We start from the raw sequence: 26584 nt of genomic DNA, 5'->3' as shown, positions 1-26584 counted from the left end.
AAAAACCACGGCGCCACTGTGCGGCGCACGGCTTAGACAGGACTTAACGGGAACGGCGCGGCGGGTGGCCGCCGGCCGTGGACGCGGCTCGGTGGCGACTCAGCGCGCGGCGCTGGTCTGCGCCATCGCCTGGGTTTCGGGCTGCGGCGGCAGCACCGAGGCCATGTCGAAATTCGACGGCCACATGAAGGTCGCCTTCGACGGGATGCCCGCGAACACCACCAGCGGCTGCGTCAGCGTGAGGCCGCCGAGCGTGACGTTGACCTCGTAGGCGCCCGGATCGAGTCGCGCGAGCATGTACGGGCCCTGCGACAGCGCTTCCATGATCGCTCGGCCGGTGTAGCGCTCGCGCACCTCGACCTTGGCGCGGGCCGGGAAGCTCGCGCGCTGCGCGGGGCTGCCGTTGATGCCCAGTTCAATGGTGGCGGCCCAGCGCGGCGACACCATCTGCATGAACGCGGCTTCGTCCTTGTTGCTGCCGCCGCACATGTATTCGACGCCCTGAGCGGTCTGGATGGGCGGATTCGGGGCAGCGTGGGCCGGAAGGGTCGCGCCGAGGAAGGCGGCCGTGCCGCACGTTGCGAGGGCGGCCAGGGACCGGCTGAGACGCATGGATTTCATTGCTTCGGTGTCCTCGATCAGGGGTGACGCGGAATTCGTCGAGGATTTTGCTTAGCAAGACTCGGGCTAGATATAGCGTTTACGAGGAACGATCCTCGCCGAGGCTTTGAACGCTATTGTTTTAATAGCTGGTGACGGGCTTGTGACAAGCGTTTACAGAGTCTGTGGTCATTCACCCTCAGACAAACCCTTGGTCGCCCGCGCGAACCGCCCGCGTTGCGTGTGCGCACTCCGCCTGGAAGCGGCATGGGAATGGTGCGCGGACTTCGGGCGCCCATGAAAAACGCCGCCGGGTGCGAACCACGGCGGCGTGACGGCGAGGGCGGAATCGACTCAGACGTCGATGTTCGCCGCCCGCAGCGCGTTCTGCTCGATGAACTCGCGGCGCGGCTCCACCTCGTCGCCCATCAGCATCGTGAACACGCGGTCGGCCTCGATCGCGTCGTCGATCTGCACCTTGAGCAGGCGGCGCACGTTCGGGTCCATGGTGGTTTCCCACAGCTGCTCGGGGTTCATCTCGCCCAGGCCCTTGTAGCGCTGGCGCGCGGTGGCGCGCTCGGCTTCGCCGATCAGCCACAGCATGGCCTGGCGGAAATCGAGCACCTTTTCTTCCTTGGCGCGCTCGCCCTCGCCGCGGCGCACCACCGCGCCCTCGGGGCTCAGCAGGTTGCGGAAGGTGTCGGCGGCGCCGGCCAGCGCGGCGTAGTCGGCGCCGTGCACGAAGTCCTGCGTGATCACGCTGCTCTTGATGTTGCCGTGGTGGCGGCGGCTGATGCGCAACAGCGGCTTGTCGGTGCGCGCGTCGAACTCGTTGCTGACCTCGGCCGGCACGCCGGTGGTGTTGAGCTCGCGCAGCTTGGCCTGCAGCGCCACGGCCGAGGCCTCGGCCGCGGGCGTGGTGTCGAGGTCGAGCGCCACGCCGTCGGCGATGGCGCGCAGGGCCTCGGCGTCCATGAAGTTGCGCAGCCGGTGGATCACGGCCTCGGCCACCTGGTGCTTGCGCGCCAGTTCGGCCAGCGTGTCGCCGCCGAGCGTGGTGGAGTTGGCGCCGCCGGTCTGGATGCTGGCGTCCTTCAGCGCGACCTTGAGCAGGAAGGCGTCGAGCGCATTGCCGTCCTTCAGGTACTGCTCTTCCTTGCCGACCTTGACCTTGTACAGCGGCGGCTGCGCGATGTAGATGTGGCCGCGCTCGACCAGCTCGGGCATCTGGCGGTAGAAGAAGGTCAGCAGCAGCGTGCGGATGTGCGCGCCGTCCACGTCGGCGTCGGTCATGATGATGATGCGGTGGTAGCGCAGCTTGGCGACGTTGAAGTCGTCCGCGCCGCCGCCCGGCGTGCTCGCGCCCGCGCGGCCGATGCCGGTACCCAGCGCGGTGATCATCGTGAGGATTTCGTTGCTGGTCAGCAGCTTCTCGTAGCGCGCCTTCTCGACGTTGAGGATCTTGCCGCGCAGCGGCAGGATGGCCTGGAACTTCCGGTCGCGGCCCTGCTTGGCGGAGCCGCCGGCGGAGTCGCCCTCCACCAGGTAGACCTCGCACAGCGCCGGGTCCTTCTCCTGGCAGTCGGCCAGCTTGCCCGGCAGGCCCATGCCGTCGAGCACGCCCTTGCGCCGGGTCATCTCGCGCGCCTTGCGCGCCGCTTCACGGGCACGCGCGGCTTCGATGATCTTGCCGCAGATGATCTTGGCGTCGTTCGGACGCTCCTGCAGGTAGTCGGTCAGCAGGCGGCCGACGATGTCCTCCACCGGCGCGCGCACTTCGCTGGAGACCAGCTTGTCCTTGGTCTGGCTCGAGAACTTGGGCTCGGGCACCTTCACGCTGAGCACGCAGCACAGGCCCTCGCGCATGTCGTCGCCCGAGACCTCGACCTTCGCCTTCTTGGCGAGCTCGTTCTCCTCGATGTACTTGTTGATCACGCGCGTCATCGCGGCGCGCAAGCCCGTGAGGTGGGTGCCGCCGTCGCGCTGCGGGATGTTGTTGGTGAAGCACAGCACCTGCTCGTTGTAGCCGCTGTTCCACTGCATCGCCACTTCGACGCCGATGTGCGTGCCGGGGATGCCGCCGTAGGTGTCGGCCGGCTTCTCGCCCTCGGCATAGAACGAGTTCGGATGCAGGACGGTCTTGCCCTTGTTGATGAACTCGACGAAGCCGCGCACGCCGCCGGCGCCCGAGAAGTCGTCTTCCTTGCCGCTGCGCTCGTCCTTCAGGCGGATGCGCACGCCGTTGTTGAGGAAGCTCAGCTCGCGCAGGCGCTTGGAGAGGATCTCGTAGTGGAAATCGTTGTTCTCCTTGAAGATCTCGGTGTCGGGCAGGAAGTGCACCTCGGTGCCACGCTTGTCGGTGTCGCCGATGATCTTCATCGGCGAGACCTCGACGCCGTTGACCGTCTCGAGCAGGCGGTCCTGCACGAAGCCGCGGCTGAACTCGAGCTCGTGGATCTTGCCTTCGCGCCGCACCACCAGGCGCAGCATCACGCTCAGCGCGTTCACGCAGGAAACGCCCACGCCGTGCAGGCCGCCCGAGACCTTGTAGCTGTTCTGGTTGAACTTGCCGCCCGCGTGCAGCTCGGTCAGCGCGATCTCGGCGGCCGAGCGCTTGGGCTCGTGCTTGTCGTCCATCTTCACGCCGGTCGGGATGCCGCGGCCGTTGTCGGTCACCGAGATCGAGTTGTCGGAATGGATGGTCACGACGATGTCGTCGCAGTGGCCGGCGAGCGCTTCGTCGATGGAGTTGTCGACCACCTCGAACACCAGGTGGTGCAGACCGGTGCCGTCGGAGGTGTCGCCGATGTACATGCCGGGGCGCTTGCGCACGGCCTCGAGGCCTTCGAGGATCGTGATCGAACCTTCGCCGTAGGAGTTGTCGGGCGTGATCTCGATCGGCACCGCGTTGTCGATCTCGGGTGTGTAGACCGGTTCGGTGTGCGGCACTTCCGGCTTGTTCTCTTCTGCGCTCATTCGGATATTCCTCTATCTCTCACGGGATTCACGGGGTCGCACCGGCTCTGGGGCACCCGGTTTTTCAGGCCTCTTGAAAGAGCAAACCCGCGGGGCTGCCGCGGGCTGTCTGCGCAAGGCGCTGTGGTGATGCGGGGTGACTAGATCCGCATCGGCATCACGACGTACTTGAAGGAAGCGTTGTCGGGGATGGTCAACAGCGCGGAGCTGTTGGAATCGGCCAGGTCCAGCTTCACCATGTCCTGGCCCATGTTGGCCAGCGCGTCGATCAGGTAGGTGACGTTGAAGCCGATCTCGATGGTGTCGCCGCCGTAGTCGATGTCGAGCTCGTCCTGGGCTTCTTCCTGCTCGGCGTTGTTCGAGGCGATGCGCAAGGTGCCGGGCTCGATGTTCAGGCGCACGCCCTTGAACTTCTCGCTGGTCAGGATCGCGGTGCGCTGCAGGCTGGCCAGGAGCGGCGCGCGGCCCAGCGTGACCGAGTTCTTGTGGTTCTTCGGGATCACGCGGTTGTAGTCGGGGAACTTGCCCTCGACCAGCTTGGTGACGAACTCCATGCCGCCGAAGCTGAACTTGGCCTGGTTGTTGGCGAACTGCATCTCGATCGCGCCCTCGGCGTCGGACAGGAGGCGCTGCATCTCGAGCACGGTCTTGCGCGGCAGGATCACTTCCTGGCGCGGCACTTCCACGTCGAGCGTGGCCGAGGAGAAGGCCAGGCGGTGGCCGTCGGTGGCCACCAGGCTCAGCTGCTTGCCCTCGGCGACGAACAGGATGCCGTTGAGGTAGTAGCGGATGTCGTGCACGGCCATCGCGAACGAGACCTGCGAGAGCAGGTCCTTCAGCGTCTTCTGCGGCACGCTGAACACCGGGCCGAAGTTGGCGGCTTCCTGCACCAGCGGGAAGTCTTCCGCGGGCAGCGATTGCAGCGTGAAGCGGCTCTTGCCGCCCTTGAGCACCAGCTTGCTCGCGCTCGATTCGAGGCTCACGGTCTGGTCGGCCGGCATGGTGCGCAGGATGTCGATCAGCTTGCGCGCGCCGATGGTGGTGGTGAAGTTGCCTTCGTCGCCGCCGAGCTCGGCGGTGGTGCGGATCTGGATCTCGAGGTCGCTGGTGGTCAGCTGGATCTGGCCACCGGTCTTGCGGATCAGCACGTTGGCGAGGATCGGCAGGGTGTGGCGCCGCTCCACGATGCCCGCCACCGACTGCAGCGCGGCGAGGACTTTGTCTTGTGTTGCCTTCAGGACGATCATGTCTTCTACCTCTTCTCTTATCTCTTTGAATCAGCTTGGTCGATCAGGGCCCCACCGCCCCGCGCAGACCGCCATTCTCCGCTGTCGCGGCGTCCGGCCTGGTTGACTTTGGTTTTCAGTTTCAACCCTTGAGCGTCTGCTCGAGCACGTGAAGCTGCTGGTTGAGCTCGGTGAGCTGCTGGCGCTCGCCCGAAATCTTGCGCACCGCGTGCAGCACGGTCGTGTGGTCGCGGCCGCCGAACAGCTCGCCGATCTCGGGCAGGCTCTTCTGCGTCAGCTCCTTGGCCAGGTACATCGCGATCTGCCGCGGCCGCGCGATCGAGGCCGGGCGCTTCTTGCTGTACATGTCGGCGACCTTGATCTTGTAGTAGTCGGCCACCGTCTTCTGGATGTTTTCCACCGAGATCTGCCGGTTCTGGATCGACAGCAGGTCGCGCAGCGCCTCGCGCGCCAGGGCGATCGAGATCTCCTTCTGGTTGAAGCGCGAATAGGCCAGGATCTTGCGCAGCGCGCCCTCGAGCTCGCGCACGTTGGAGCGCACGTTCTTGGCCACGAAGAAGGCGACTTCCTCGGGCATCTCGGCGCCCTCGACGCGGGCCTTGTTGATCAGGATCGCCACGCGCATCTCGAGCTCGGGCGGCTCGATCGCCACCGTGAGGCCCGAGTCGAAGCGCGAGACCAGCCGCTCGTGAATGTCCGCGAGGCCCTTGGGATAGGTGTCGCTGGTCATCACGATGTGCGACTTCTTGGCCAGCAGGGCTTCGAAGGCGTTGAAGAATTCTTCCTGCGTGCGGTCCTTGTTGGCGAAGAACTGCACGTCGTCGATCAGGAGCAGATCGAGCGAGTGGTAACGCTCCTTGAATTCGTCGAAGGTCTTGCGCTGATAGGCCTTGACCACATCCGAGACGAACTGTTCGGCGTGGATGTAGAGAACTTTGGAGTCGACCCGGTCGGCCAGCAGCCGGTTGCCCACGGCGTGCATGAGGTGGGTCTTGCCCAGGCCCACGCCGCCGTAGATGAAAAGCGGGTTGTACAGGTGTCCGGGCATGCCCGCCACGTGCATCGCCGCGGCGCGCGCCATGCGGTTGGCCGTGCCCTCGACGAGGGTGTCGAAGGTGAGGCCCGAATTGAGGCGGTTCTTGAAGCCGGCTGCCGGCGGTTCCTCGCCCGGGCCGGCCACGTCGCGCGGCACGTCGGTTTCGGTCATGACCGCCACGGGTGCAGCGCGCACGGGGATTTCCCGAGGAGCAAGCGCTAACTCGATGGCGACGGGCTGGCCGTAGATCTTCTCGGCCATGCCGGCGATCTTGCCGGCGTACTGGGCCCGGATCCAGTCGAGCTTGAAACGGTTGGCGACGAACACCGTCATGCGCGAGAGGTCGTCGGCGACCTCGGCGGTGAGGGGCTTGATCCAGGTGTTGAACTGTTGCTCGGACAGCTCCTGCGCGAGCTGGTCGACGCAGGCCTGCCAGAGGCTTTCGCCGATGCCGTCAGTCGACATGGGCGCTCGGATTTTGGATGGTTCCCTCTGCCATTTTTTGCTATTTGTATTGTGGATATTCTCTGCTGGAAGGCGCCGCGCATTCTAACTTGTCAAAACCTTATCCACATACCCTGGACGGCTGGGGAAAGGCCCGCAAAGTCGCTCGAAGATTGTTGTGGGGCCGAATGTTTGCGATAATTGCGGGTTTCCCTGAAAACCTCTTTGCGTCTTTCGGGGTCCGACCGAAACCACCGGCTGAGCCCAGCGAGGCCGGAACCAACCGCACCCAGCGCCTTTCGCGCATTCCTCGCCTGTCGAGCCCATGGATTCCCCATGGTCCGACGACCGCGGAACTGCCGAAGAAACAGGGGAATCAGGAAATCTCATCATGAAACGCACCTACCAAGCATCCAAAGTCCGCCGCGCCCGTACCCACGGCTTCCTGGTCCGCATGAAGACCCGTGGCGGCCGTGCCGTCATCAACGCACGCCGCGCCAAGGGCCGCAAGCGCCTGGCCGTCTGACGCCCGACCCACGGCAGTTGCCAGCAGCAGGAACGCCCGGGCCAGCTTCGACGGCTCGCGCCAGCGGCGTGTCCAGTCCGGCTCCCATGCAGCGGCTCAAGACCCGCGCGCAATTCCAGGCCGTTCTCGCAGGTGCCACCGTGGCCCGCACTGCCCATTTCGCATTGCATCGCTGCGCGCTCGATTCCGAATCGAGCGCGCAGCTTTTTGCGTCCGACGATGTCTGGCTGGGCGCGATGGTGCCCAAGCGCTGGGCGCGCCGCGCGGTCACGCGCAATGCGATCAAGCGCCAGATCTACAGCGTGAGCGCCCTGCCCCACGCGGGTCTGCCGCGCGCGGCGCACGTGGTTCGCCTGAAGTCGGCCTTCGACCGCAAGGAATTCGTGAGCGCCTCGTCCGAGCGGCTCAAGCGAGCCGTGCGGGCCGAGCTCGAACTGTTGCTGGAGCGCGCCGCGCGCCCGGCACCGGCGCGCGCGCCCGCCGCGCCACCCGCACGGTCTTCGCCATGAAACGCCTGCTGATCGGCCTCGTCAAAGGCTACCGCCTGCTGCTGAGCCCCTGGCTCGGCCAGTCGTGCCGTTTCGAGCCGACCTGCTCGGTCTATTCGATCGAGGCGCTCGAGGTGCACGGCGCCCTCAAGGGCAGCTACCTCACGCTGCACCGCATCGCGCGCTGCCAGCCCTGGTGCCAGGGCGGGCACGATCCGGTCCCACCGAAATCACAGCGTCGCACGGACCGGTCAGGCTCGCTGTTTTCGTCTCTTCTCTCCTCCGACAAGAAGTCTTCGTCATGAACGATATACGCCGCACGATCCTGTGGGTGATTTTTGGGTTCTCGCTGGTGCTGCTGTGGGACCAATGGCAGGTCTTCAACGGCAACAAGCCGACCTTCCTGCCCTCGACCAAGCCCGCCGCCACGGCGCCCGCGCCCACCACCGGCGCCGCCGCCGGCAGCAGCGTGCCCAGCGCCAGTGCCGCACCGGGCGCCAGCGCCGGTGCCGTGCCCACCCAGGCCGCGGCCGCCGCGCCGAAGGAACAGGTCACGGTCACCACCGACCTGTTCAAGGCGACGATCGACAGCGAAGGCGGCACGGTCAACTACCTCGAGCTGCTGAAGTACGACGAGAACGACCGCACCAAGCACGTGGTGCTGTTCGAGAACGGCTCGCCCGCCACGCGCTACCTCGCGCAGACCGGCCTGCTGAACCAGGTCGATACCGGCGAGCGCTTCCCGAACCACCTGACGCCGATGGCGCCCAAGGCCGGTCCGCGCGAAATGGCCGCCGGCCAGAACACCCTCGAGGTCGGCTTCGAGAGCGCCCCCGTCGGCGGCCTCAAGTACGTCAAGACCTATGTGTTCCACCGCGGCGACTACGCCATCGGCGTGCGCCATGAAGTCGTCAACGTGAGCGACCAGCCGCGCGACGCGCAGCTCTACATGCAGCTGCTGCGCCACGGCACCGTGGCCTCGAGCACCATGTTCGGCACCAACACCTTCACCGGCCCGGCCGCGTACACGAACGAAAAGAAGTTCCACAAGCTCGCGTTCACGGACATCACCAAGGGCAAGGTCGAGCCCCCGCCGGCCGCCAACGACGGCTGGATCGCCATGGTCCAGCACTACTTCGTGTCGGCCTGGCTGCTGCGCGGCGACCCGGCGAGCGAAGGCCTGAAGCGCGAATTCCGCGTGAAGGACCTGGGCGACAACCTCTACACCATCGCCATGGTGGCCACGCTGCCGAAGATCGCCCCGGGCGCGACGCAGACGGTCAACAGCACGCTGTTCGCCGGTCCCGAGGAAGAGAAGAAGCTCGAAGCCATCGCGCCGGGCCTCGACCTGGTCAAGGACTACGGCATCTTCGCGATCATCTCGAAGCCGCTGTACTGGCTGCTCAACCAGCTGCACGGCCTGATCGGCAACTGGGGCTGGTCGATCGTGGCGCTGGTGGTGCTGCTCAAGGCCGCCTTCTACTGGCTCAACGCCAAGGCCTACGCGAGCATGGCCAAGATGAAGGCCATCAACCCGAAGATCATGGAGATGCGCGAGCGGCTCAAGGACAAGCCGCAGGAAATGCAGCAGGAGATGATGCGGATCTACAAGACCGAGAAGGTCAATCCGATGGGCGGCTGCTTCCCGATCCTGATCCAGATCCCGGTGTTCATCGCGCTGTACTGGGTGCTGCTGTCGTCGGTCGAGATGCGCCACGCGCCCTGGATCGGCTGGATCACCGACCTGTCGGCACCCGATCCCTGGTACATCCTGCCGATCGTGATGACGGCCACCTCGCTGCTGCAGACCTGGCTGAACCCGACGCCGCCCGATCCGATGCAGGCCAAGCTGATGTGGATCATGCCGCTGGCCTTCAGCGTGATGTTCATCTTCTTCCCGGCCGGCCTGGTGCTGTACTGGATCACGAACAACATCCTGTCGATCGCCCAGCAGTGGGTGATCAACAAGCGGCTCGGCGTGCTCGGCAAGTAGGCCGGCGCGACGTCACCGTTTTCCCCGAGGGGCCGCGCGAGCGGCCCTTTGTCGTTTTTGCTGAAAGAATCCGCCCATGCTCGCCCGCGCCTCCGATCCCATCGTCGCCATCGCCACCGCTTCCGGCCGCGGCGCGGTCGGCATCGTGCGGGTGTCGGGCGTTCGGCTCGCGCCGCTGATCGAGGCGCTGTGCGCGCGGCCGCTCAAGCCGCGCGAGGCCACCTACCTGCCCTTTCGCGATGCGGCGGGCGAGGCGGTCGACCACGGGCTGGCGATCCATTTCCCCGCGCCCCATTCGTTCACGGGCGAGGACGTGCTCGAGCTCCAGGCCCATGGCGGCGCGGTCGTGCTGCAACTGCTGCTGGCGCGCTGCCTCGAGGCCGCGGGCGAGCTCGATGCCGTCACCGGCCGTCCCCGGCTGCCGGGCCTGCGCGTGGCCGAGCCCGGCGAGTTCAGCCAGCGCGCCTTCCTCAACGGCAAGATCGACCTGGCCCAGGCCGAGGCGATCGCCGACCTGATCGATGCCAGCACCGAGGCCGCCGCGCGCAGCGCGGGGCGCTCGCTGTCGGGCGCCTTCTCGCGCGAGATCCACACGCTGCGCGACGCGCTGATCCACCTGCGCATGCTGGTCGAGGCCACGCTCGACTTTCCCGAGGAGGAGATCGATTTTCTGCAGAAGGCCGATGCCACGGGCCAGCTGGCGCGGCTGCAGGGCCAGCTCGCGGCGGTGCAGCAGCGCGCGCGCCAGGGCGCCCTGCTGCGCGAGGGCATCAAGGTGGTGATCGCGGGCCAGCCCAATGCCGGCAAGAGCTCGCTGCTCAACGCGCTGGCCGGTGCCGAGCTCGCGATCGTGAGCGCGGTGGCCGGCACCACGCGCGACGTGGTGTCGCAGACCATCCAGATCCACGGCGTGCCGCTGCACGTGGCCGATACCGCGGGCCTGCGCGAGAGCAGCGACGAGGTGGAGCAGATCGGCGTGGCGCGCGCCTGGGGCCAGATCGAGAGCGCCGACGCGGTGCTGTTCCTGCACGACCTGACGCGCGCCGCCGCGCCCGACTATGCCGCGGCCGACGCCGAAATCCTGCGCGGCCTGCGCGAGAAGCTGCCCGCGGGCGTGCCGGTGCTCGACGTGTGGAACAAGCTCGACGCGGCCGGCTCGGCGTCCGCGCCGGCCGAAGGCATCGCGCTGTCGGCCAAGACCGGCGCCGGCATCGAGGCGTTGCGCGAGCAGCTGCTGGCCATGGCCGGCTGGCAGGCCGTGCCCGAGGGCGTGTACCTGGCGCGCGCGCGCCATGTGCAGGCGCTGGGGCAGGTCGAGATGCACCTGGCGCTGGCGGCCGAGCACCTGGCGGCCCATGCCCAGTCGCTCGACCTGCTGGCGGAGGAACTGCGGCTGGCGCAGAACGCGCTCAACGAGATCACCGGCGAATTCGGCGCCGACGACCTGCTGGGTGTGATCTTTTCGCGTTTCTGTATCGGCAAATAGCGACACTCCACGCGGCCGGCGCCGTCATCGCGTAAACATTTGTAGCCGAAATGTGGGCCGTTCGCGGATACTCCGGCTGAACTGCCCGGGGGCGAGTGAGAGCAGCATGTCCATCCAGAACCTGAGCCGCGCGATCGCGGACAACACCAGCAACGATGCCTTTGCGCTGATCCTCAACGTCCAGCAGTGGGACACGCTGGCCGGGTATCTGCAGCCGCAGGACGTCAACGTCGGCGACGTGCTGATCGCCCAGGGCGCGCAGGACCGTTCGGTCTTCTTCCTCGAGAGCGGCGCGCTCAGCGTGCACCGCGTGAGCAGCAAGGAGCAGATGCGCCTCGCGGTGCTCACCGCGGGTGCGGTGGTCGGCGAAGGTTCGTTCTTCTCGCGCCAGCCGCATGCGGCCAACGTGGTGGTCACCGGTGCCGGCCGGGTCTGGCGGCTCACCACCACGCGCTTTTCCGAGATGTCGAACCGGCAGCCCAACCTCGCGCTCGAGCTCACGATGGCGCTCGGTGCCGTCATCGCCAAGCGCATGGCGCACCGCTCGAAGCGCGTGGCGGTGACCTGAGGCGGCACCACCAGACGACGAGCCCCATGCGGCCCCTGCCAGCCGGCGTGCATTTCCTGGATTGCTCCACTTCGCCATGGCCCTGACCTGTCCCGTCTGCAGCGCGGAGAACCGCGAGGGCGCGAATTTCTGCATGCGCTGCGGCGAGCGGCTGACGCCCGCTTCCGCGCCGCCGATCCCGGCCGCGCCCACGCCCAACCCGAGCACGCGCTTCGAGCGCGAATGGGCCGCGACCGCGCCCGCGCAGCTGCGCGCTCCGACCATTCCCGGCGAGCTCCACGACGCGGCCGCCCTCGGGCCGCGCAGTAAGGAGCAGCCGGGCGATGGCGATGCCGAGCGGACCGTGCTGCTCGGCGCGGGCAAGCCGACCCGCGCGCCGAAGCCGGAGTCCTCGTCCGACGAATCCGCCGAGGCCCGGCGGGCCCGCCGCCGCGAGCGCGCGCAGGCCCAGGCGGCGCAACCGGCGGTCGGCCGGCGCGGCATGTGGCTCTGGGTTGGCCTGCTGGTGCTGGGCGTGGCGATGATCGCGGCGGGCTGGTATGGCTTCGGCAGCCGCGGTGCCGCGCCTGCGGCACCCACGCCGGCTGTCGTGGCGCCCGCGCCGCAACCGGTGCCGGCACCGCCGCCCGCGCCCGTCGAGCCGGCTCCGGCGGCGGAAGCGCCCCCGGCCCCAGTGGAGCCCGCCGCGCCGGCCGTGGAGGAACCCCCCGCACCCGCGGCCAGGCCCGTCGCGGCCGCTCCGCCGAAGGCCGCGCGCAAGGCGGCGACTCCCGCCGCAGCGCCGGCCGTGGCCGAGGCACCCGCGGCAGCCCCACCCCCCGCGGCCCCCGCGCCGGCACCGGCGGCCGCGCCGGCCGATCCGCAATCGCAGTGCGGCGACCGCAACTTCATCGCCAGGGCCCAGTGCATGGCCGCGCAATGTGCCAAGCCCGAGTTCCGCGGCCACGCGCAGTGCGAGGCGGTGCGGCGCCAGCAGCAGCTCGAGGAAGAGAAGCGCAACCCGACGCTGGCGAACTGAGCCTGGCCGGGCTCAGCCTTTCTGCAGCCGGTCGATCGCCATCGCCAGCGCGGCCGGCTTGCCCGACAGCACCAGCGTGTCGCCGTCCGAGAGCACCGTGTCATCGGCCGGCACGCGCGCCTGGCCGTCCTGGCGCCGCAGGCTCGCCACCCGCACGCCCAGGCCCTGCAGCGACAGCCGTTCCAGCGTCTGGCCGATGGCGCGCGCGCCTTCCGTGAGCGTGAAGGTGTTCAGGCGTTCATGGTCGAGTTCGTCGGCGTTGTCGTCGTCGGCGCCGTGGAAGTAGCCGCGCAGCAGGTTGTAGCGCGCGTCGCGCTGGTCCTGCACCACGCGGATCACGCGCCGCATCGGCACGCCGACCAGCGCCAGCGCATGGCTGGCGAGCATCAGCGAGCCCTCGATCGCCTCGGGCACCACCTCGGTCGCACCGGCCGCCTGCAGCTTCTCGAGGTCATGGTCGTCCTGGGTGCGCACGATCACCGGCACCTGCGGCGCATGGGCGCGGGTGTTGGCCAGCACCTTCATCGCGCCGGGCACGTCGAGGTAGGTCACGACCACCGCGCTGGCGCGCGCCAGGCCCGCGGCCATCAGCGCCTGCAGCCGCGCAGCGTCGCCGAACACCACCGAGTCGCCGGCCGCGGCGGCCTGCCGCACGCGGTCGGGGTCGAGGTCGAGCGCCATGTAGGGAATGCCTTCGCGCTCGAGGATGCGCGCGAGGTTCTGGCCGCAGCGGCCATAGCCGCAGATGATCACGTGGCGCGCCGTGTTGATGGTCTTGCGCGCGATGGTCGTCATCTGCAGCGACTGCTGCAGCCAGTCGCTGGCCACCAGCTTGCGCACGATCGCGTTGCTGTACATCACGATGAAGGGCGTCGCCAGCATCGACAGCACCATCGAGGCCAGCACCGGGTTGGCCAGCCAGGGCGGCAGCAGGCTGCGTTCCTGGGCCAGCGTCAGCAGCACGAAGCCGAACTCGCCGGCCTGCGCGAGGTAGAGGCCGGTGCGCAGCGACACGCCCGAGGTCGCGCCCAACCCGCGCGCGAGCAAGGTCACGAGGCCCAGCTTGAACAGCAGCGGCACCAGCAGCAGCACCGCCACCAGCAGCCAGCGCTCGACCACGATGTGCCAGTCGAGCGACATGCCCACGGTGATGAAGAACAGGCCCAGCAGCACGTCGTGGAAGGGGCGGATGTCGGTCTCGACCTGGTGCTTGTATTCGGTCTCCGACACCAGCATGCCCGCGATGAAGGCGCCCAGCGCCAGGCTCAGGCCCGCGAGTTCGGTGAGCCAGGCCAGGCCCAGCGTGACCAGCAGCACGTTGAGGATGAACAGCTCCTCGCTGCGCCGCCGCGCCACCAGCGTGAGCCACCAGCGCATCACGCGCGGCCCGCCATACAGCAGCACGCCGATCAGCAGGCAGGCCTTGAGCAGCGCGAAGCCCAGCGCCTTGGCCAGCGCCTCGGGCGGCGCGCCCAGCGCGGGGATCAGCACCAGCAGCGGCACCACCGCCAGATCCTGGAACAGCAGCACGCCCATCACGCGCTTGCCGTGCTCGCTCTCGAGCTCGAGCCGCTCGGCCATCAGCTTGACCACGATGGCGGTGCTGCTCATGGTGAGCGCGCCCGAGAGCGCGAGCGCGGTCTGCCAGCCCAGGCGCCAGTCGGGCGGCAGGAAGGAGGCGATCAGCAGCGCGCCCACGGTGGCGATCGCCATCGTCAGCAGCACCTGCAGCAGCCCGAGCCCGAACACGTGCTTGCGCATCGCGCGCAGCTTGGGCAGGCTGAATTCGAGCCCGATCACGAACATCAGGAACACCACGCCGAATTCGCCCAGGTGCCGGATGCCTTCGGAGTTCTGCGCCAGCGCCAGCGCATGCGGGCCGATCAGCACGCCGGCCGTCAGGTAGCCGAGCATCGGCGGCAGCTTGAGGAAGCGGCATGCCACCACGCCGATCACCGCGGCCACCAGATACAAGAGCGTGAGATCGAACGAAGACATGGTGGGCGATGCTAGAGCAAGAGCCGTGCGCGCGTGGCGCGGCTTCCGGGGCCATTCCGGGTCATGGCGTAGGGGCTCGCCGGGAACCGCGGGGCGGCGGGGCGCGGCCCGTAAAATCCGCCGATGCCCTCCAGCCCCCCCACGCCCCCCGTGGTCGACCCCGCCGCGATGCTCGCGCGGGCGCGCGCCACCTTCGACATCGAAGCCGAAGCCGTGCTCGGCCTCAAGGCGCGCGTGGGCGACAGCTTCGTCGATGCCGTGCGCAAGATCCTCGAGGTGCGCGGCCGCGTGGTCGTGATGGGCATGGGCAAGAGCGGCCACGTCGGCCGCAAGATCGCCGCCACCCTGGCATCGACCGGCACGCCCGCGATGTTCGTGCACCCGGCCGAGGCCAGCCATGGCGACCTCGGCATGATCAAGGCGGTCGACCTCGTGCTCGCCATCTCCAACAGCGGCGAGGTCGAGGAGCTCACGGTGATCCTGCCGGTGGTCAAGCGCCAGGGCGTGCCGCTGATCGCGATCACGGGCCGCGCCGATTCCACGCTCGCCCGGCACGCCGACATCGTGCTCGACGCGGGCGTCGCCAAGGAAGCCTGCCCGTTGAACCTCGCCCCCACCGCGAGCACCACCGCCCAGATGGCGATGGGCGACGCACTGGCCGTGGCGCTGCTCGATGCGCGCGGCTTCGGCTCGGAGGATTTCGCACGCTCGCATCCGGGCGGGGCCCTGGGGCGCAAGCTGCTCACGCATGTGAGCGACCTCATGCGTACCGGCGCCGACGTGCCGCGCGTGGCGCCCGAGGCCAGCTTCAGCGAGCTGATGCGCGAGATGAGTTCCAAGGGTCTCGGTGCCACCGCGGTGGTCGATGCCGAGGGCCGCGCCATCGGCATCTTCACCGACGGCGACCTGCGCCGGAGGGTCGAGACCGGCGGGGACCTGCGCGGCCTCACCGCGGCCGAGGTCATGCACCGTGGCCCGCGCACGCTGCGCGCCGACGCGCTGGGCGTCGAGGCGGCCGAACTGATGGAACAGCACCGCATCACCAGCGTGCTGGTGGTCGATGCCGGGGGCCTGCTGATCGGCGCCCTCAGCATCAACGACCTGATGCGCGCGAAGGTCATCTGATGCCCTTCGAATTCCAGCCAGAGACATTGCTCGCCGCGCAGGACATCCGCATCGCCTTCTTCGACATCGATGGCGTGCTGACCGACGGCGGCGTCTACTTCACCGAGCACGGCGAGACCCTCAAGCGCTTCAGCATCCTCGACGGCTACGGCCTGAAGCTGCTGCGCAAGGCCGGCATCCTGCCCGCGGTGATCACCGGGCGCGATTCCAAGCCGCTGCGCGTGCGGCTCGAGGCGCTCGGCATCGAGCACGTGCGCTACGGTACCGAGGACAAGCTGCCGGCCGCCGAGGCCATGCTGCAGTCGCTGGGCTTCGGCTGGCCGCAGGCCGCGGCCATCGGCGACGACTGGCCCGACCTGCCGGTGCTGGGGCGCGTGGGCTTCGCGGCGGCGCCGGCCAATGCGCACGTCGAGGTGCGCGACGCCGTGCGCTACGTGACCCGCGCGCGCGGCGGCGAAGGCGCGGCGCGCGAATTCTGCGATCTGCTGGTCACGGCCAGCGGACAGTACCGGCGCCTGCTCGACGTCGCACGGAACACCGCCCTATGAAGCAGGCCTGGAACCTCCTGCGCGACGTCCTCGATCGCGTCACCATCTACCTGCCGATCATCCTGACGGCCGCGGTCGCGCTCGGCACCTACTGGCTGGTGCGCAATGCGCCCAAGCTGCTCGAGCCGACCGCCAAGGTCGCGCCCACCCACGAGCCCGACTACTTCATGCGCGGCTTCGTCATCAAGAACTTCCTGCCCAGCGGCGACCTGCGCAGCGAGCTGTTCGGCAAGGAAGGCCGGCACTACCCCGACACCGACACCATCGAGGTCGACGAGGTGCGCATGCGCTCGGTGTCGCCGCAGGGCTTCACCACCCACGCCACCGCCAACCGCGGGCTGTCGAACTCCGACGGCAGCGAGATCCAGCTGTTCGGCAACGCGGTCGTCATCCGCGACGCCGCCGTCGGCGCCAACGGCAAGACCTCGCCGCGCCTGGAGTTCCGTGGCGACTTCCTGCATGCCTTCCTCGACACCGAGCGCGTGCAGTCGAACAAGCCCGTCACGCTGATCCGCGGCACCGACCAGTTCACCGCCGACACGATGGACTACGACAACCTGACCGGTATCGCCAACCTCAACGGCCGCGTGCGCGGCACGATGGTGCCCTCGGCCAAGGCGGCCGGCACCGCGGGCAAGCGCTGAGCGCCGCGCCATGACCGCCGCGCCGTCGCCCCTCGTCTTCATCACCGGCGCCTCCAGCGGCATCGGCCAGGCGCTGGCCGCGCGCTTCTACGACGCGGGCTACCGGCTGGCGCTGGTCGCGCGCCGCACCGGCGAGATCGAAGCCTGGGCCACCGCGCGCGGCCTCGACCGCGGCCGCTACCTGATCTACAGCGCCGACGTGGCGCGCACCGACAGCATCGTGGCGGCCGGCGTCGCCTGCATCGAGCGCCAGGGCCTGCCCGACGTGGTGATCGCCAATGCAGGCATCAGCGTGGGCATCGACACCGCGGAGCGCGAGGACCTCGACGTGCTGACGCAGACCTTCGCCACCAACAACGTCGGGCTGGCCGCCACCTTTCACCCGTTCGTGCGCGCGATGAGACAGCGCGGCAGCGGGCGGCTGGTCGGCATCGCGAGCGTCGCGGCCATCCGCGGACTGCCGGGGCACGGCGCCTACTGCGCGAGCAAGGCCGGCGTGGTCGCCTACTGCGAGAGCCTGCGCGGCGAGCTGCACGGCAGCGGCGTCAAGGTCGTGACCCTGCTGCCCGGCTACATCGACACCCCGCTCACGCAGGGCAACCGCTACGGCATGCCGTTCCTGATGAAGCCCGAGGCCTTCGCCGACCGGGCGCTGGGCGCGATCGAGAGCGGCGCCAGCTATCGCGTGATTCCCTGGCAGATGGGCGTGATCGCCAAGATCATGCGCATGCTGCCCAATGCGCTGCTCGACCGCGCGGTGCAGGGACGCGGACGGAAGAAGCGGCGCGGCGAAGGCTGAACCCGGGCCGCGTCGGCCGCGGCAACGAAAAAGGCTCCCGAAGGAGCCTTTTGTCTTTGTTGGAAAGCGATCAGTAGCCGCTGTTGCCGCCGCCACCGTAGCCGCCGCGACCACCGCCGCCGCCGCCACGCGGGCCGGCGCCGTAGGGGCTGCGGAAACCGCCATCGCCACCACCGCCGCCGCCACCACTGCGGCCACCGCCGCCGTAGCCACCACCGCCGCCGCTGCGACCGCCGCCACCACCGCCGTAGCCGCCACCACCGCCGCCACCGTAGCCACCGCCACCACCGCCGCCATAACCACCGCCGCCGCCGCCGTAGCCGCCGCCACCGCTGCGCGGGGGACGTGCTTCCATCGGACGGGCTTCGTTGACGACCACGCTGCGGCCGCCCAGGGGTTGGCCGTTCATGCCGTTGATGGCGGCCTGTGCTTCCGCTTCACTGCCCATCTCGACGAAGCCGAAGCCCTTCGAGCGGCCGGTATCGCGTTCCATCATGACCTTGGCGCTGGTCACAGCACCGAACTGACCGAATGCCTGCTCCAGATCACCGTCGCGCACCGAGTAAGGCAGGTTGCCGACGTACAGTTTGTTGCCCATCAAGGGACTCCTATAAACACATCAAGAAAAGCGATGGAGTCCCGATTAGCATCACTCAAACGAGAGCCGCCGAGTCGCGCGAAACTGTCCGATCACCCAGTGCCTCCAGCCCGAAATGAAAAGGGAGGCTCGTGCATTATGGGTGAAATACAAGAAATGCAAGCAGGAATTTGCTTCTTGCGGTAGCACGGATTTTGCCTATTGGAGTTAGCGCACGCTTACTAACCAAGCCCCGCACCGGGCCTTTGACACTTAAGGGTTAGAATTCGTCCGTCATTGGGGAGTAGCCGCCTTCCGTCTACGAGAAGGGCCCGCGTCAACAGACTTGTCCTGCCCCACACAGGACATGGCGCGGGCAGTGAAGAACAACACCTGGCGAGACCATTGACCGTGCAACTTCGGGAAATTTGGCCGAAGGTGTTGCACGGTCAATTGCGTCCCTTCGGCCAAGGAACCGTTTTTTCATGGAAGCTTTTCTCGTCGCGACCGGTGTCGTCGCGCTCGCCGAAATGGGCGACAAGACCCAGTTGCTCGCCCTCCTGCTGGCAGCCCGTTTCAGAAAACCCTGGCCGATCGTGGCGGGCATCTTCGCCGCCACCGTCATCAACCATGCGCTCGCGGGCGCGGTCGGCAACTGGATCACCCACTGGCTCGGCCCCGACATCCTGCGCTGGATCCTCGGCGGCTCCTTCATCGCGATGGCGATCTGGATGCTGATCCCCGACAAGCTCGACGACGACGATGCCCCGCGCTCCTCGCACTTCGGCGTCTTCGGCACCACGGTGGTCGCCTTCTTCCTCGCCGAGATGGGCGACAAGACGCAGATCGCCACCGTGATGCTCGCGGCGCGCTTCACCGAGGCCTATTTCTGGGTCGTGGTCGGCACCACCTTCGGGATGATGCTGGCCAACGCGCCCGTGGTCTGGCTCGGCGACCGCATCGTCAAGCGCGTGCCGATCAAGCTCGTGCACTCGATCTCGGCCGTCATCTTCCTGGTGCTGGGCGTGGTCGCGCTGATCGGCTGGTAGCGCCGCCGTCCAAAGCCCGGGGCCTGCCGTCCCGGGCCCGCGGCGATATACTGCCGCTCGCGCCGATTTGCTCCAGCTTGCGGGCGCTTGATAAATACAGCTAAAGACGGATGCCGTGACCCGGCTCGTTTTTGGCGAGGCCGGGTTTTTCATTTCATGTCCTCGTTGGTCGTCACTCCCCAGTCGATGCAGTTCGCGGGCCCGCTGGCCCTGCGCAGCGGCGCGACCATCGGCAGCTACACGCTCGCCTACGAGACCTACGGCACGCTCAATGCCGAGCGCAGCAATGCGGTGCTCGTGTGCCACGCCCTCAATGCCTCGCACCACGTCGCGGGCGTCTACGAGGGCCAGGCCCGCTCCGCGGGCTGGTGGGACAACATGGTCGGGCCCGGCAAGCCGCTGGACACCGACCGCTTCTTCGTCATCGGCGTCAACAACCTCGGCTCCTGCTTCGGCTCCACCGGGCCGATGCACGTGAACCCCGCGACCGGCCGCGTCTATGGCGCCGACTTCCCGGTGGTCACGGTCGAGGACTGGGTCGACGCCCAGGCCGCGCTGCTCGACGCGCTCGGCATCCGCACGCTCGCGGCGGTGATGGGCGGCAGCCTCGGCGGCATGCAGGCGCTGTCGTGGACGCTGCAGTACCCCGAGCGCGTGCGCCACGCGGTGGTGGTTGCGAGCGCGCCCAACCTCACGGCCGAGAACATCGCCTTCAACGAGGTGGCGCGCCGCGCCATCGTGACCGACCCCGATTTCCACGGCGGCCACTTCTACGAGCACGGCGTGATCCCCAAGCGCGGCCTGCGCATCGCCCGCATGATCGGCCACATCACCTACCTCAGCGACGACGTCATGAACGCGAAGTTCGGGCGCCTGCTGCGCAACGCGGTCGAGGGCGAGGCGGCTCGCGACGACGCGGCCTATCGCTACTCCACGCAGGAGATCGAGTTCCAGATCGAGAGCTACCTGCGCTACCAGGGCGACAAGTTCAGCGAGTACTTCGACGCCAACACCTACCTGCTGATCACGCGCGCGCTCGACTACTTCGACCCCGCGCGCGAACACGGCGGCAACCTCACGGCCGCGTTCGCGCGCGCCAGCGCCAAGTTCCTGCTCGTGAGCTTCAAGACCGACTGGCGCTTCTCGCCCGCGCGCAGCCGCGAGCTGGTGAAGGCGCTGCTCGACAACCGCCGCAACGTGAGCTACGCCGAGATCGACGCCCCGCACGGCCACGACGCCTTCCTGCTCGACGACGTGCGCTACATGGGCGTGGTGCGTTCCTATTTCGAGCGCGTGGCCCAGGAGACAGCATCGTGAGCGACAACGACATCCAGCGCCACATCGCCGCGCTCGTGCCCGAGGGCTCGCGCGTGCTCGACCTCGGCTGCGGCGACGGCGCCCTGCTCGCGCTGCTGCAGCGCGAGCGCGGCTGCACCGGCTACGGCGTCGAGATCGCCGACGGCAACGTGCTGCAGTGCATCCGCCGCGGCGTCGACGTGATCCAGCTCAACCTCGACGAGGGCCTGGCGATGTTCGACGACGCCACCTTCGACGTGGTGCTGCAGATCGACACCCTGCAGCACCTGCGCAATGCCGAGGTGATGCTGCGCGAGACCGCGCGCGTGGGCCGCTTCGGCATCGTGGCCTTCCCCAACTTCGCGCACTGGCCCAACCGCATCAGCGTGGCGCGCGGCCGCATGCCGGTCACGCGGCGGCTGCCCTACCAGTGGTACGACACGCCCAACATCCGCGTGGGCACCTTCAAGGACTTCGAGGTGCTCGCGCGCAAGAACAACCTGCGCGTGCTCGATGCCTTCGGCCTGCAGGACGGCCGCGACGTGCGCTGGCTGCCCAATGCGCGCGCCAGCACCGCCGTGTTCAAGTTCGAGCACGGGGGCTGAAGGCGCCCCGCCGCCCATGGCGTTCACGCTCGCCCAGCCGGTCCACAGCGAACTGCTGATCAAGAAGAGCCGCTTCATCGGCTGCGTGCAGTCCGTGCCCGACCGCGAGGCGGCGCTGGCCGTGGTCGCCGCGCTGCGCGCCGCGCACCCGGGCGCGGCCCACGTGTGCTGGGCGCTGATGGCCGGCGGGCAGTCGGCGGCCAACGACGACGGCGAGCCGGGCGGCACCGCGGGCCGGCCGATGCTCGAGGTGCTGCGCCACCAGCAGATCGAGGGCGCGCTCGCGACCGTGGTGCGCTATTTCGGCGGCGTGAAGCTGGGCGCGGGCGGCCTGGTGCGCGCCTACACCGACAGCATCGCGCAGGCGCTGGCCGGCGCGACCCTGGTGCCGCTGGTGCGCCAGCGCACCCTGCGCTGCGAGGTGCCCTATGCGCTAGAGGGCCTGGTGCGGCGCGAACTGGCCGCGGCCGGCGCGGTGCTCGAGTCGGTGGCGCACGCCAGCACGGTGGCCTTCGTCTTCGCGCTGCCCGAGACCGCGGCCGAGGCCTTCATCGCGCGCCTCGACGATGCTGCCCAAGGGCGCGTCGCCTGGCCGCGGGCGTGAGCCGCTTGCGCGGCACGGCGGGCGCGGCTGCTTCGTCGGGCGCCAGCGCCGTCATCGCGAGCACGCCGCGCGGCGCCAGCGGCAAGGCCGCCGCAGTGCCTTCGTCGTCGTAGGGGCGGCGCGCCATCTCGGCCGTCACGATGCCGGTGGGCACCGCGAGCACGCCCCAGCCCAGCAGCATCATCACCGAGGCGATCGCGCGGCCCAGGTCGGTCTTGGGCACCAGGTCGCCGAAGCCCACCGTGGCCATGGTCGAGATCGCCCAGTACACCGCCACCGGGATGCTGGTGAAGCCGTGCTGCGGGCCCTCGACCACGTACATCAGTGTGCCCATCACCAGCACCACCAGCATCACGAAGCCGACGAACACGATGATCTTGCGGCGGCTGGCCGCCACCGCCGAGACCAGCGCGCGGTACTCGGCCGAATAGCGCGAGAGCTTGAAGATGCGGAACACGCGCAAAAGCCGCAGGATGCGCACGTCGATCAGGTAGGCGAGTTCGGGCGTGAGCACGGCCAGGAAGGTCGGCAGCAGCGCCAGCAGGTCGATCACGCCGTAGAAGCTCAGCGCATAGCGCAGCGGCCGCTTCACGCAGGCCAGGCGGCCCAGGTACTCGAGCGTGAAGAGCGCGGTGAAGCACCATTCGAGCACGCCGAAGACCGAGCCCCAGCGCAGGTGGATGGCCTGCACGCTGTCGAGGATCACCACCGCCACGCTGGTCACGATCACCGCGATCAGCACCAGGTCGAACAGCCGGCCCGCGCGCGACTCGGATTCGAAGATCACCGAGAACAGCGAGCGGCGCCAGCCATGCTCGGGCTTGCCGAAGCGCGCGTCGCCGGCCGCGGCCTCGGCCGTGAGGGAAGCGATGGTGTCTCTCGAGAGGAAGGTCGTCATGGTGGCGGATTGTCCGACGCGCCCATGGTTGGCACCGTCGCCGAATCGGGCGATGATGGCGGGCGATCGATTTATTCGGTTACGCCTCTTGCGCAATGAAGTGCAAGAGGTACCGGGTGCATTCTTACGATAGTCGTTTTCATGAGGAGCTCTCTTTTGGCCACTTCTTCCTCCCCTTTCTTCGGCAAGCGCGACCGCGAAAACGATGCATTGACCTCCAGGCCCGCGCCGCTCGTGGGCTCGGGCACCAACCTCTCGGGCTCCCCCGTCAATCCCTCCTCGTTGACCGCCCAGGCCGGCCTCAATGCCGCCTCGGCCGCCGCACCCGCAGCCAAGGAAGGCGGCAGCAAGCTCACCGTCGGTCCCAACATCAAGCTCAAGGGCGTCGAGATCACCGACTGCGACACGCTCGTGGTCGAAGGCCTGGTCGAGGCCACGATGGATTCGCGCCTGATGCAGATCGCCGAGCAGGGCGAGTTCAAGGGCTCGGCCGAGATCGACATCGCCGAAATCCGCGGCGTGTTCGACGGCAACCTCACGGTGCGCGAGAAGCTCGTGATCCATTCGACCGGCAAGGTCACGGGCAAGATCCGCTACGGCAAGATCGTGATCGAGGAAGGCGGCCAGATCTCGGGCGAGATCAGCTTCGGCGCGAAGCCGGCGGGGCAAGCCGCGGCCTGATCAGGCTTTCTTCGAAGCCGCTCCGGTCTTCGCTTTCCTGGCCGCCGTGCCAGCCGCCTTCTTCGCGGCAGCCGGCGGCTTCGGCGTTCTGGGCGTCTTCGGTGCCGCTGCCGGTTCTTCCGCCGGCGCCGGCGGTTCCCAGCCCAGGCGCTTGAGCAATTCCGCCGCCGCCGCCGGTGCGCGCTCCTTCGCGCCGTTGATGAAGTAGACGAACACCTCGCGCGGCTTCGCGGCCGTTCCGGCCCAGCCCTGCGCGCGCTCGGCCCAGTCGTCGAGCGCCTTCGGCGCATAGCCGGTCTTCTGCTTCGCGTCGGCCATCATGAGCCGCGCATAGGCGAACTCGCCCTCGGGCTCCTCGAAGGACGGGAACTTGTCCGCGTCGGTGAAGACGGTCGACACCTTGTGCTTCTTCGCGAGCGCCTTGTAGGCCGGCACGATGAAGCTCTCGTGGCGCACGTCCATCACGTGGCGCAGCGGCGTGCTGCCCTCCTTCTTCGGCAGCAGCTCGAGGAAGGCCTCGAAATCCTCGGCATCGAACTGCTTGGTCGGCATGAACTGCCAGACGATCGGCCCGAGCTTGGGGCCGAGCTCGGTCACGCCGCTGTCGATGAAGCGCCGGATCGATTCGCCCGCGGTGGAAAGCAGCTTGCGGTTGGTCGCGAAGCGCGAGGCCTTCATCGAGAACACGAAGCCCTCGGGCGTGTCGTCGCGCCACTTGCGGAAGTTGTCGGGTTTGAACGTGCTGTAGTAGGTGCCGTTGATCTCGATCGCGCTGACGTGGCGGCTCGCGTAGTTCAGTTCCTTCGCGTGCGCGAGCCCCTTGGGGTAGAAGTTGTCGCGCCAGGGCTCGTAGGTCCAGCCGCCGATGCCCACCTTGATCCGAGTCGTCGATGCCTTGCTCACGTCGCCCTCCAGGTTGATCGACCGCACTCTACGCGCCCGCGGCCATGGGCGCAAAATGCGGCTTTTGTCTCGCCACCCCACCGCGGAGAACCCCGATGAACGCTCCCCTGCACCGCGAAATTCCCGCCGGCCTGCTCGACGCCGAGCGGGCCCTGTCCGACGTCACCGCCCAGTGGGACGGCGACATCGTGCGCCAGCTCACCGACTACATCGCCATTCCGGCCAAGTCGCCGGGCTTCGACAAGGACTGGTCGGCCCACGGCCACCTCGAGACCGTGCTGCGCAATGCCGCCGCCTGGGTCGAGGCGCAGAAGGTCGAGGGCCTGAAGCTGGAGATCGTGCGCCTCGAGGGCCGCACGCCGGTGCTGTTCTTCGAGGTGCCCGCCACCGGCACCGACATGCGCGAGACCGTGCTGATGTACGGCCACCTCGACAAGCAGCCCGAGTTCACCGGCTGGCGCAACGACCTCGGCCCCTGGACGCCCAAGTACGAGAACGGCCTGCTCTACGGCCGCGGCGGCGCCGACGACGGCTACGCGGTCTACGCCAGCATCGCGGCGCTGCAGGCCATCAAGCGCCAGGGCACGGCCCATCCGCGCATCGTCGGCCTGATCGAGACCTGCGAGGAGAGCGGCTCCTACGACCTGCTGCCCTACGTCGACGCGCTGCGTCCGCGCCTGGGCGAGGTCGAACTGGTGATCTGCCTTGATTCGGGCGCCGGCAACTACGACCAGCTGTGGCTCACCACCTCGCTGCGCGGCATGGCCAGCGGCACGCTCAAGGTCGAGGTGCTGACCGAGGGCATCCACTCGGGCGATGCCTCGGGGCTCGTGCCCTCGAGCTTCCGCATCATGCGCCAGGTGCTCGACCGCCTCGAGGACAGCGCCACCGGCCGCCTGCTGCCCGCGAGCTTCCATTGCGAGGTGCCGCCCGACCGGCTGGCGCAGGCCAAGGCCACGGCCGCGATCCTCGGCGAGGAGGTCTACAAGCGCTTCCCGTGGGCGCACTACGACTGTGGCGGCTCCACCATGTTCGCGCTGCCGACCACCACCGACCCGGTCGAGGCGCTGCTCAACCGCACCTGGAAGCCCACGCTGTCGGTGACCGGCGCCGAGGGTTTCCCGGCGCTGAAGGATGCCGGTAACGTGCTGCGTCCCTACACCGCCTTCAAGCTCTCGCTGCGGCTGCCGCCGCTGGTCGACGCGACCGAGGCGGTCGCCAGCCTCAAGACGCTGCTCGAGGACAACGCGCCCTACCAGGCGCGCGTCACCTTCGAAAGCCACGGCGGCGCCACCGGCTGGAACGCGCCCACCATCACGCCCTGGTTCGAAGACGCGCTCAACAAGGCCTCGCGCGCGCACTTCGGCGCCTCCTGCGGCTACATCGGCCAGGGCGGCACGATCCCGCTGATGAACATGCTGAGCGCCGGTTTCCCGACCGCGCAGATGATGGTCTGCGGCGTGCTCGGCCCGAAGAGCAATGCCCACGGCCCGAACGAGTTCCTGCACGTGCCCTACGCCAAGAAGCTCACGGCCGCCGTGGCCGAGGTGATCGCGGCGCTGCCGGCCGCGCACCGCGCCGCGCAGGAAGCACCGGCGGCCGCGTGAGCCCGCGGGCCGCGTTGCCCGAGCCGCAGCGCGTGTCGCTCGCCGCGCCCGGCGGCGAAACGCTGGTGCTGCGCCGCCTGCCCGCGCCGGGCCCGGCACGCGCCGTGGTGGTGCTGGTGCACGGTCTCGGCGAGCATGCCGGCCGCTACCACGCGCTGGCCGAGCGGTTGCATGGCTGGGGCTTCGCCGTCTGGGCTCACGACCACCATGGCCACGGCGCCTCGAGCGGCGCGCGCGGCGGCCTGCCGAGCGAGCTGCGGCTGGTCGACGACCTCGCGCTGGTGATCGACGATGCGCGCGCCGCCAACCCGGGCCTGCCGCTGGTGCTGCTCGGGCATAGCCTGGGCGGACTGGTCGCGGCGAGCCTGGTGGCGCGCGGCGTGCGGCCGGTCGATGGGCTGGTGCTCTCGTCGCCGGGGTTCGACCCGGGCTTGAGCGGCGTCCAGAAGCTGCTGCTCGCGGTGCTGCCGCGCATCGCGCCCAACCTGCGCGTGGGCAACGGGCTCGACGACAACTTCCTCTCACACGACCGCGCCGTGGTCCAGGCCTACCGCGACGATCCGCTGACCCACGACCGTATCGGCAGCCGGCTCGCGCGCTTCCTGGCCTACGAAGGCGAGACCGTGCTGCGCGTGGCGCCGCGCTGGCCGGTGCCCACGCTGCTGCTGTACGCGGGCGACGACCGGCTCGTGAAGCCGGCCGCGAGCCGGGCCTTCGCGCAGGCCGCCGCGGCCAGCGGGCAGGTCGAGGCGCATGGCTTCGAGACGCTCTATCACGAGCTCTTCAACGAACTCGAGGCGCAGCCGGTGTTCGATGCGCTCGAGCGCTGGCTGGAGCGGCGCTTTCCCGCCGCGGCCTGAGCGCGGGC

At 68.7% G+C, this 26584-nt stretch carries 26 protein-coding genes and 1 riboswitch; of the genes, 18 read left to right on the top strand and 8 right to left on the bottom strand.

The window, feature by feature from the left end:
- Window positions 1-99 precede the first annotated feature (99 nt).
- The 4 genes from ACODT0_RS10025 to dnaA all read right to left on the bottom strand — a co-directional run bounded on the left by ACODT0_RS10025 (window position 100) and on the right by dnaA (window position 6324).
- Window positions 100-621: a hypothetical protein gene (locus tag ACODT0_RS10025; protein ID WP_296733154.1), complete on the bottom strand. Its 522-nt coding sequence runs from the start codon at window positions 619-621 to the stop codon at window positions 100-102.
- Window positions 622-954: 333 nt separating this feature from the next.
- Entirely contained in the window at window positions 955-3576 is a 2622-nt protein-coding gene (gene gyrB, locus ACODT0_RS10020) for a DNA topoisomerase (ATP-hydrolyzing) subunit B (protein WP_057591853.1), read from the bottom strand.
- Window positions 3577-3716: 140 nt separating this feature from the next.
- Complete coding sequence (dnaN, locus tag ACODT0_RS10015) at window positions 3717-4823, bottom strand: DNA polymerase III subunit beta (protein WP_057591854.1); 1107 nt, start codon at window positions 4821-4823, stop codon at window positions 3717-3719.
- A gap of 121 nt (window positions 4824-4944) precedes the next feature.
- Window positions 4945-6324, bottom strand: coding sequence for a chromosomal replication initiator protein DnaA (dnaA, locus tag ACODT0_RS10010; RefSeq protein ID WP_057591855.1), 1380 nt, complete (start codon window positions 6322-6324; stop codon window positions 4945-4947).
- 370 nt (window positions 6325-6694) lie between these two features.
- Between dnaA and rpmH the strand changes: the two genes are divergently transcribed.
- The 7 genes from rpmH (at window position 6695) to ACODT0_RS09975 (ending at window position 12382) form a co-directional block, all read left to right on the top strand.
- The gene (gene rpmH, locus ACODT0_RS10005; protein WP_007834827.1) at window positions 6695-6829 is read left to right on the top strand and encodes a 50S ribosomal protein L34; all 135 of its coding nucleotides are present in this window, start codon (window positions 6695-6697) and stop codon (window positions 6827-6829) included.
- An 86-nt stretch (window positions 6830-6915) separates the two neighbouring features.
- The gene (locus ACODT0_RS10000) at window positions 6916-7338 is read left to right on the top strand and encodes a ribonuclease P protein component (protein ID WP_057591856.1); all 423 of its coding nucleotides are present in this window, start codon (window positions 6916-6918) and stop codon (window positions 7336-7338) included.
- Window positions 7335-7622 carry a membrane protein insertion efficiency factor YidD gene (yidD, locus tag ACODT0_RS09995; protein ID WP_057591857.1) on the top strand — a complete coding sequence of 96 codons (288 nt, stop codon included), beginning with the start codon at window positions 7335-7337 and terminating at the stop codon, window positions 7620-7622. The genes ACODT0_RS10000 and yidD overlap by 4 nt, the downstream gene beginning before the upstream one ends.
- Window positions 7619-9310 carry a membrane protein insertase YidC gene (yidC, locus tag ACODT0_RS09990; RefSeq protein WP_261212099.1) on the top strand — a complete coding sequence of 564 codons (1692 nt, stop codon included), beginning with the start codon at window positions 7619-7621 and terminating at the stop codon, window positions 9308-9310. The genes yidD and yidC overlap by 4 nt, the downstream gene beginning before the upstream one ends.
- A 76-nt stretch (window positions 9311-9386) precedes the next feature.
- A complete protein-coding gene (gene mnmE, locus ACODT0_RS09985) occupies window positions 9387-10796 on the top strand; it encodes a tRNA uridine-5-carboxymethylaminomethyl(34) synthesis GTPase MnmE (RefSeq protein WP_489041163.1) in 1410 nt (469 codons plus the stop codon).
- 106 nt (window positions 10797-10902) lie between these two features.
- Complete coding sequence (locus ACODT0_RS09980; protein WP_296733178.1) at window positions 10903-11364, top strand: Crp/Fnr family transcriptional regulator; 462 nt, start codon at window positions 10903-10905, stop codon at window positions 11362-11364.
- Window positions 11365-11440: 76 nt separating this feature from the next.
- Entirely contained in the window at window positions 11441-12382 is a 942-nt protein-coding gene (locus ACODT0_RS09975; protein ID WP_489041162.1) for a zinc-ribbon domain-containing protein, read from the top strand.
- Between the two features lie 12 nt (window positions 12383-12394).
- Here the strand turns inward: ACODT0_RS09975 and ACODT0_RS09970 are convergent, their stop codons facing one another.
- The gene (locus tag ACODT0_RS09970; RefSeq protein WP_489041161.1) at window positions 12395-14380 is read right to left on the bottom strand and encodes a monovalent cation:proton antiporter-2 (CPA2) family protein; all 1986 of its coding nucleotides are present in this window, start codon (window positions 14378-14380) and stop codon (window positions 12395-12397) included.
- Between the two features lie 123 nt (window positions 14381-14503).
- On the opposite strand from ACODT0_RS09970, the gene ACODT0_RS09965 reads away from it, so the two are divergent.
- Genes ACODT0_RS09965 through ACODT0_RS09950 form a run of 4 tightly spaced genes read left to right on the top strand, consistent with a single transcriptional unit; the run spans window position 14504 to window position 17496 of the window.
- Complete coding sequence (locus ACODT0_RS09965) at window positions 14504-15505, top strand: KpsF/GutQ family sugar-phosphate isomerase (protein WP_489041160.1); 1002 nt, start codon at window positions 14504-14506, stop codon at window positions 15503-15505.
- Window positions 15505-16053, top strand: coding sequence for a KdsC family phosphatase (locus ACODT0_RS09960; RefSeq protein ID WP_093343582.1), 549 nt, complete (start codon window positions 15505-15507; stop codon window positions 16051-16053). Before ACODT0_RS09965 ends, ACODT0_RS09960 begins: the two co-directional genes overlap by 1 nt.
- On the top strand, window positions 16050-16697 hold the full coding sequence (gene lptC / locus ACODT0_RS09955; protein WP_057597890.1) for an LPS export ABC transporter periplasmic protein LptC: 648 nt from the start codon (window positions 16050-16052) through the stop codon (window positions 16695-16697). Before ACODT0_RS09960 ends, lptC begins: the two co-directional genes overlap by 4 nt.
- A 10-nt stretch (window positions 16698-16707) precedes the next feature.
- Window positions 16708-17496 (top strand): SDR family oxidoreductase, encoded by a 789-nt coding sequence (locus tag ACODT0_RS09950; protein ID WP_489041159.1) that lies wholly within the window; start codon window positions 16708-16710, stop codon window positions 17494-17496.
- 70 nt (window positions 17497-17566) lie between these two features.
- Here the strand turns inward: ACODT0_RS09950 and rbp are convergent, their stop codons facing one another.
- On the bottom strand, window positions 17567-18094 hold the full coding sequence (rbp, locus tag ACODT0_RS09945; RefSeq protein WP_489041158.1) for an RNA-binding regulator: 528 nt from the start codon (window positions 18092-18094) through the stop codon (window positions 17567-17569).
- 266 nt (window positions 18095-18360) lie between these two features.
- Window positions 18361-18468: riboswitch (yybP-ykoY riboswitch) on the top strand.
- A 90-nt stretch (window positions 18469-18558) separates the two neighbouring features.
- On the opposite strand from rbp, the gene ACODT0_RS09940 reads away from it, so the two are divergent.
- From ACODT0_RS09940 to ACODT0_RS09925, 4 genes are all read left to right on the top strand, one after another.
- On the top strand, window positions 18559-19122 hold the full coding sequence (locus ACODT0_RS09940) for a TMEM165/GDT1 family protein (protein WP_057597363.1): 564 nt from the start codon (window positions 18559-18561) through the stop codon (window positions 19120-19122).
- Window positions 19123-19278: 156 nt separating this feature from the next.
- On the top strand, window positions 19279-20439 hold the full coding sequence (metX, locus tag ACODT0_RS09935; RefSeq protein WP_422099484.1) for a homoserine O-succinyltransferase MetX: 1161 nt from the start codon (window positions 19279-19281) through the stop codon (window positions 20437-20439).
- Entirely contained in the window at window positions 20436-21023 is a 588-nt protein-coding gene (gene metW, locus ACODT0_RS09930; protein ID WP_057597361.1) for a methionine biosynthesis protein MetW, read from the top strand. The genes metX and metW overlap by 4 nt, the downstream gene beginning before the upstream one ends.
- Window positions 21024-21039: 16 nt before the next feature.
- Window positions 21040-21627: an IMPACT family protein gene (locus ACODT0_RS09925; RefSeq protein ID WP_413761952.1), complete on the top strand. Its 588-nt coding sequence runs from the start codon at window positions 21040-21042 to the stop codon at window positions 21625-21627.
- On the opposite strand, the gene ACODT0_RS09920 is transcribed toward ACODT0_RS09925, so the two are convergent.
- Window positions 21572-22525 (bottom strand): ion transporter, encoded by a 954-nt coding sequence (locus ACODT0_RS09920; RefSeq protein ID WP_057597359.1) that lies wholly within the window; start codon window positions 22523-22525, stop codon window positions 21572-21574. The two genes, ACODT0_RS09925 and ACODT0_RS09920, sit on opposite strands and share 56 nt — an antisense overlap.
- Before the next feature lie 156 nt (window positions 22526-22681).
- On the opposite strand from ACODT0_RS09920, the gene ACODT0_RS09915 reads away from it, so the two are divergent.
- A complete protein-coding gene (locus tag ACODT0_RS09915) occupies window positions 22682-23206 on the top strand; it encodes a bactofilin family protein (RefSeq protein WP_261212084.1) in 525 nt (174 codons plus the stop codon).
- Here the strand turns inward: ACODT0_RS09915 and ACODT0_RS09910 are convergent, their stop codons facing one another.
- A complete protein-coding gene (locus tag ACODT0_RS09910; protein WP_057597365.1) occupies window positions 23207-24109 on the bottom strand; it encodes a DUF72 domain-containing protein in 903 nt (300 codons plus the stop codon). It lies immediately after the preceding gene.
- 95 nt (window positions 24110-24204) lie between these two features.
- Here ACODT0_RS09910 and ACODT0_RS09905 point away from each other — a divergent pair, with 95 nt between their 5' ends.
- The gene (locus tag ACODT0_RS09905; RefSeq protein WP_489041157.1) at window positions 24205-25716 is read left to right on the top strand and encodes a M20 family metallopeptidase; all 1512 of its coding nucleotides are present in this window, start codon (window positions 24205-24207) and stop codon (window positions 25714-25716) included.
- Window positions 25713-26576 (top strand): alpha/beta hydrolase, encoded by an 864-nt coding sequence (locus ACODT0_RS09900; protein WP_489041156.1) that lies wholly within the window; start codon window positions 25713-25715, stop codon window positions 26574-26576. The genes ACODT0_RS09905 and ACODT0_RS09900 overlap by 4 nt, the downstream gene beginning before the upstream one ends.
- Window positions 26577-26584: the final 8 nt, after the last annotated feature.

The organism is Variovorax sp. FG153, from assembly GCF_057809595.1.
The sequence above is the reverse complement of the archived record's forward strand: the minus strand, read 5'-3'. Positions and strand labels throughout refer to the sequence as shown.

Excerpts from the sequence above, each read along its gene's own strand:
- ACODT0_RS09920 (WP_057597359.1), bottom strand. The coding sequence starts at position 22,525 with ATGACGACCTTCCTCTCGAGAGACACCATCGCTTCCCTCACGGCCGAG.
- dnaN (WP_057591854.1), bottom strand. The coding sequence starts at position 4,823 with ATGATCGTCCTGAAGGCAACACAAGACAAAGTCCTCGCCGCGCTGCAG.
- ACODT0_RS10025 (WP_296733154.1), bottom strand. The coding sequence starts at position 621 with ATGAAATCCATGCGTCTCAGCCGGTCCCTGGCCGCCCTCGCAACGTGC.
- ACODT0_RS09905 (WP_489041157.1), top strand. The coding sequence starts at position 24,205 with ATGAACGCTCCCCTGCACCGCGAAATTCCCGCCGGCCTGCTCGACGCC.
- metX (WP_422099484.1), top strand. The coding sequence starts at position 19,279 with ATGTCCTCGTTGGTCGTCACTCCCCAGTCGATGCAGTTCGCGGGCCCG.
- mnmE (WP_489041163.1), top strand. The coding sequence starts at position 9,387 with ATGCTCGCCCGCGCCTCCGATCCCATCGTCGCCATCGCCACCGCTTCC.
- yidD (WP_057591857.1), top strand. The coding sequence starts at position 7,335 with ATGAAACGCCTGCTGATCGGCCTCGTCAAAGGCTACCGCCTGCTGCTG.
- ACODT0_RS09970 (WP_489041161.1), bottom strand. The coding sequence starts at position 14,380 with ATGTCTTCGTTCGATCTCACGCTCTTGTATCTGGTGGCCGCGGTGATC.
- yidC (WP_261212099.1), top strand. The coding sequence starts at position 7,619 with ATGAACGATATACGCCGCACGATCCTGTGGGTGATTTTTGGGTTCTCG.
- ACODT0_RS09960 (WP_093343582.1), top strand. The coding sequence starts at position 15,505 with ATGCCCTTCGAATTCCAGCCAGAGACATTGCTCGCCGCGCAGGACATC.
- ACODT0_RS09925 (WP_413761952.1), top strand. The coding sequence starts at position 21,040 with ATGGCGTTCACGCTCGCCCAGCCGGTCCACAGCGAACTGCTGATCAAG.
- ACODT0_RS10000 (WP_057591856.1), top strand. The coding sequence starts at position 6,916 with ATGCAGCGGCTCAAGACCCGCGCGCAATTCCAGGCCGTTCTCGCAGGT.
- ACODT0_RS09975 (WP_489041162.1), top strand. The coding sequence starts at position 11,441 with ATGGCCCTGACCTGTCCCGTCTGCAGCGCGGAGAACCGCGAGGGCGCG.
- ACODT0_RS09980 (WP_296733178.1), top strand. The coding sequence starts at position 10,903 with ATGTCCATCCAGAACCTGAGCCGCGCGATCGCGGACAACACCAGCAAC.
- gyrB (WP_057591853.1), bottom strand. The coding sequence starts at position 3,576 with ATGAGCGCAGAAGAGAACAAGCCGGAAGTGCCGCACACCGAACCGGTC.
- lptC (WP_057597890.1), top strand. The coding sequence starts at position 16,050 with ATGAAGCAGGCCTGGAACCTCCTGCGCGACGTCCTCGATCGCGTCACC.
- rbp (WP_489041158.1), bottom strand. The coding sequence starts at position 18,094 with ATGGGCAACAAACTGTACGTCGGCAACCTGCCTTACTCGGTGCGCGAC.
- ACODT0_RS09965 (WP_489041160.1), top strand. The coding sequence starts at position 14,504 with ATGCCCTCCAGCCCCCCCACGCCCCCCGTGGTCGACCCCGCCGCGATG.
- ACODT0_RS09940 (WP_057597363.1), top strand. The coding sequence starts at position 18,559 with ATGGAAGCTTTTCTCGTCGCGACCGGTGTCGTCGCGCTCGCCGAAATG.
- rpmH (WP_007834827.1), top strand. The coding sequence starts at position 6,695 with ATGAAACGCACCTACCAAGCATCCAAAGTCCGCCGCGCCCGTACCCAC.
- dnaA (WP_057591855.1), bottom strand. The coding sequence starts at position 6,324 with ATGTCGACTGACGGCATCGGCGAAAGCCTCTGGCAGGCCTGCGTCGAC.
- ACODT0_RS09950 (WP_489041159.1), top strand. The coding sequence starts at position 16,708 with ATGACCGCCGCGCCGTCGCCCCTCGTCTTCATCACCGGCGCCTCCAGC.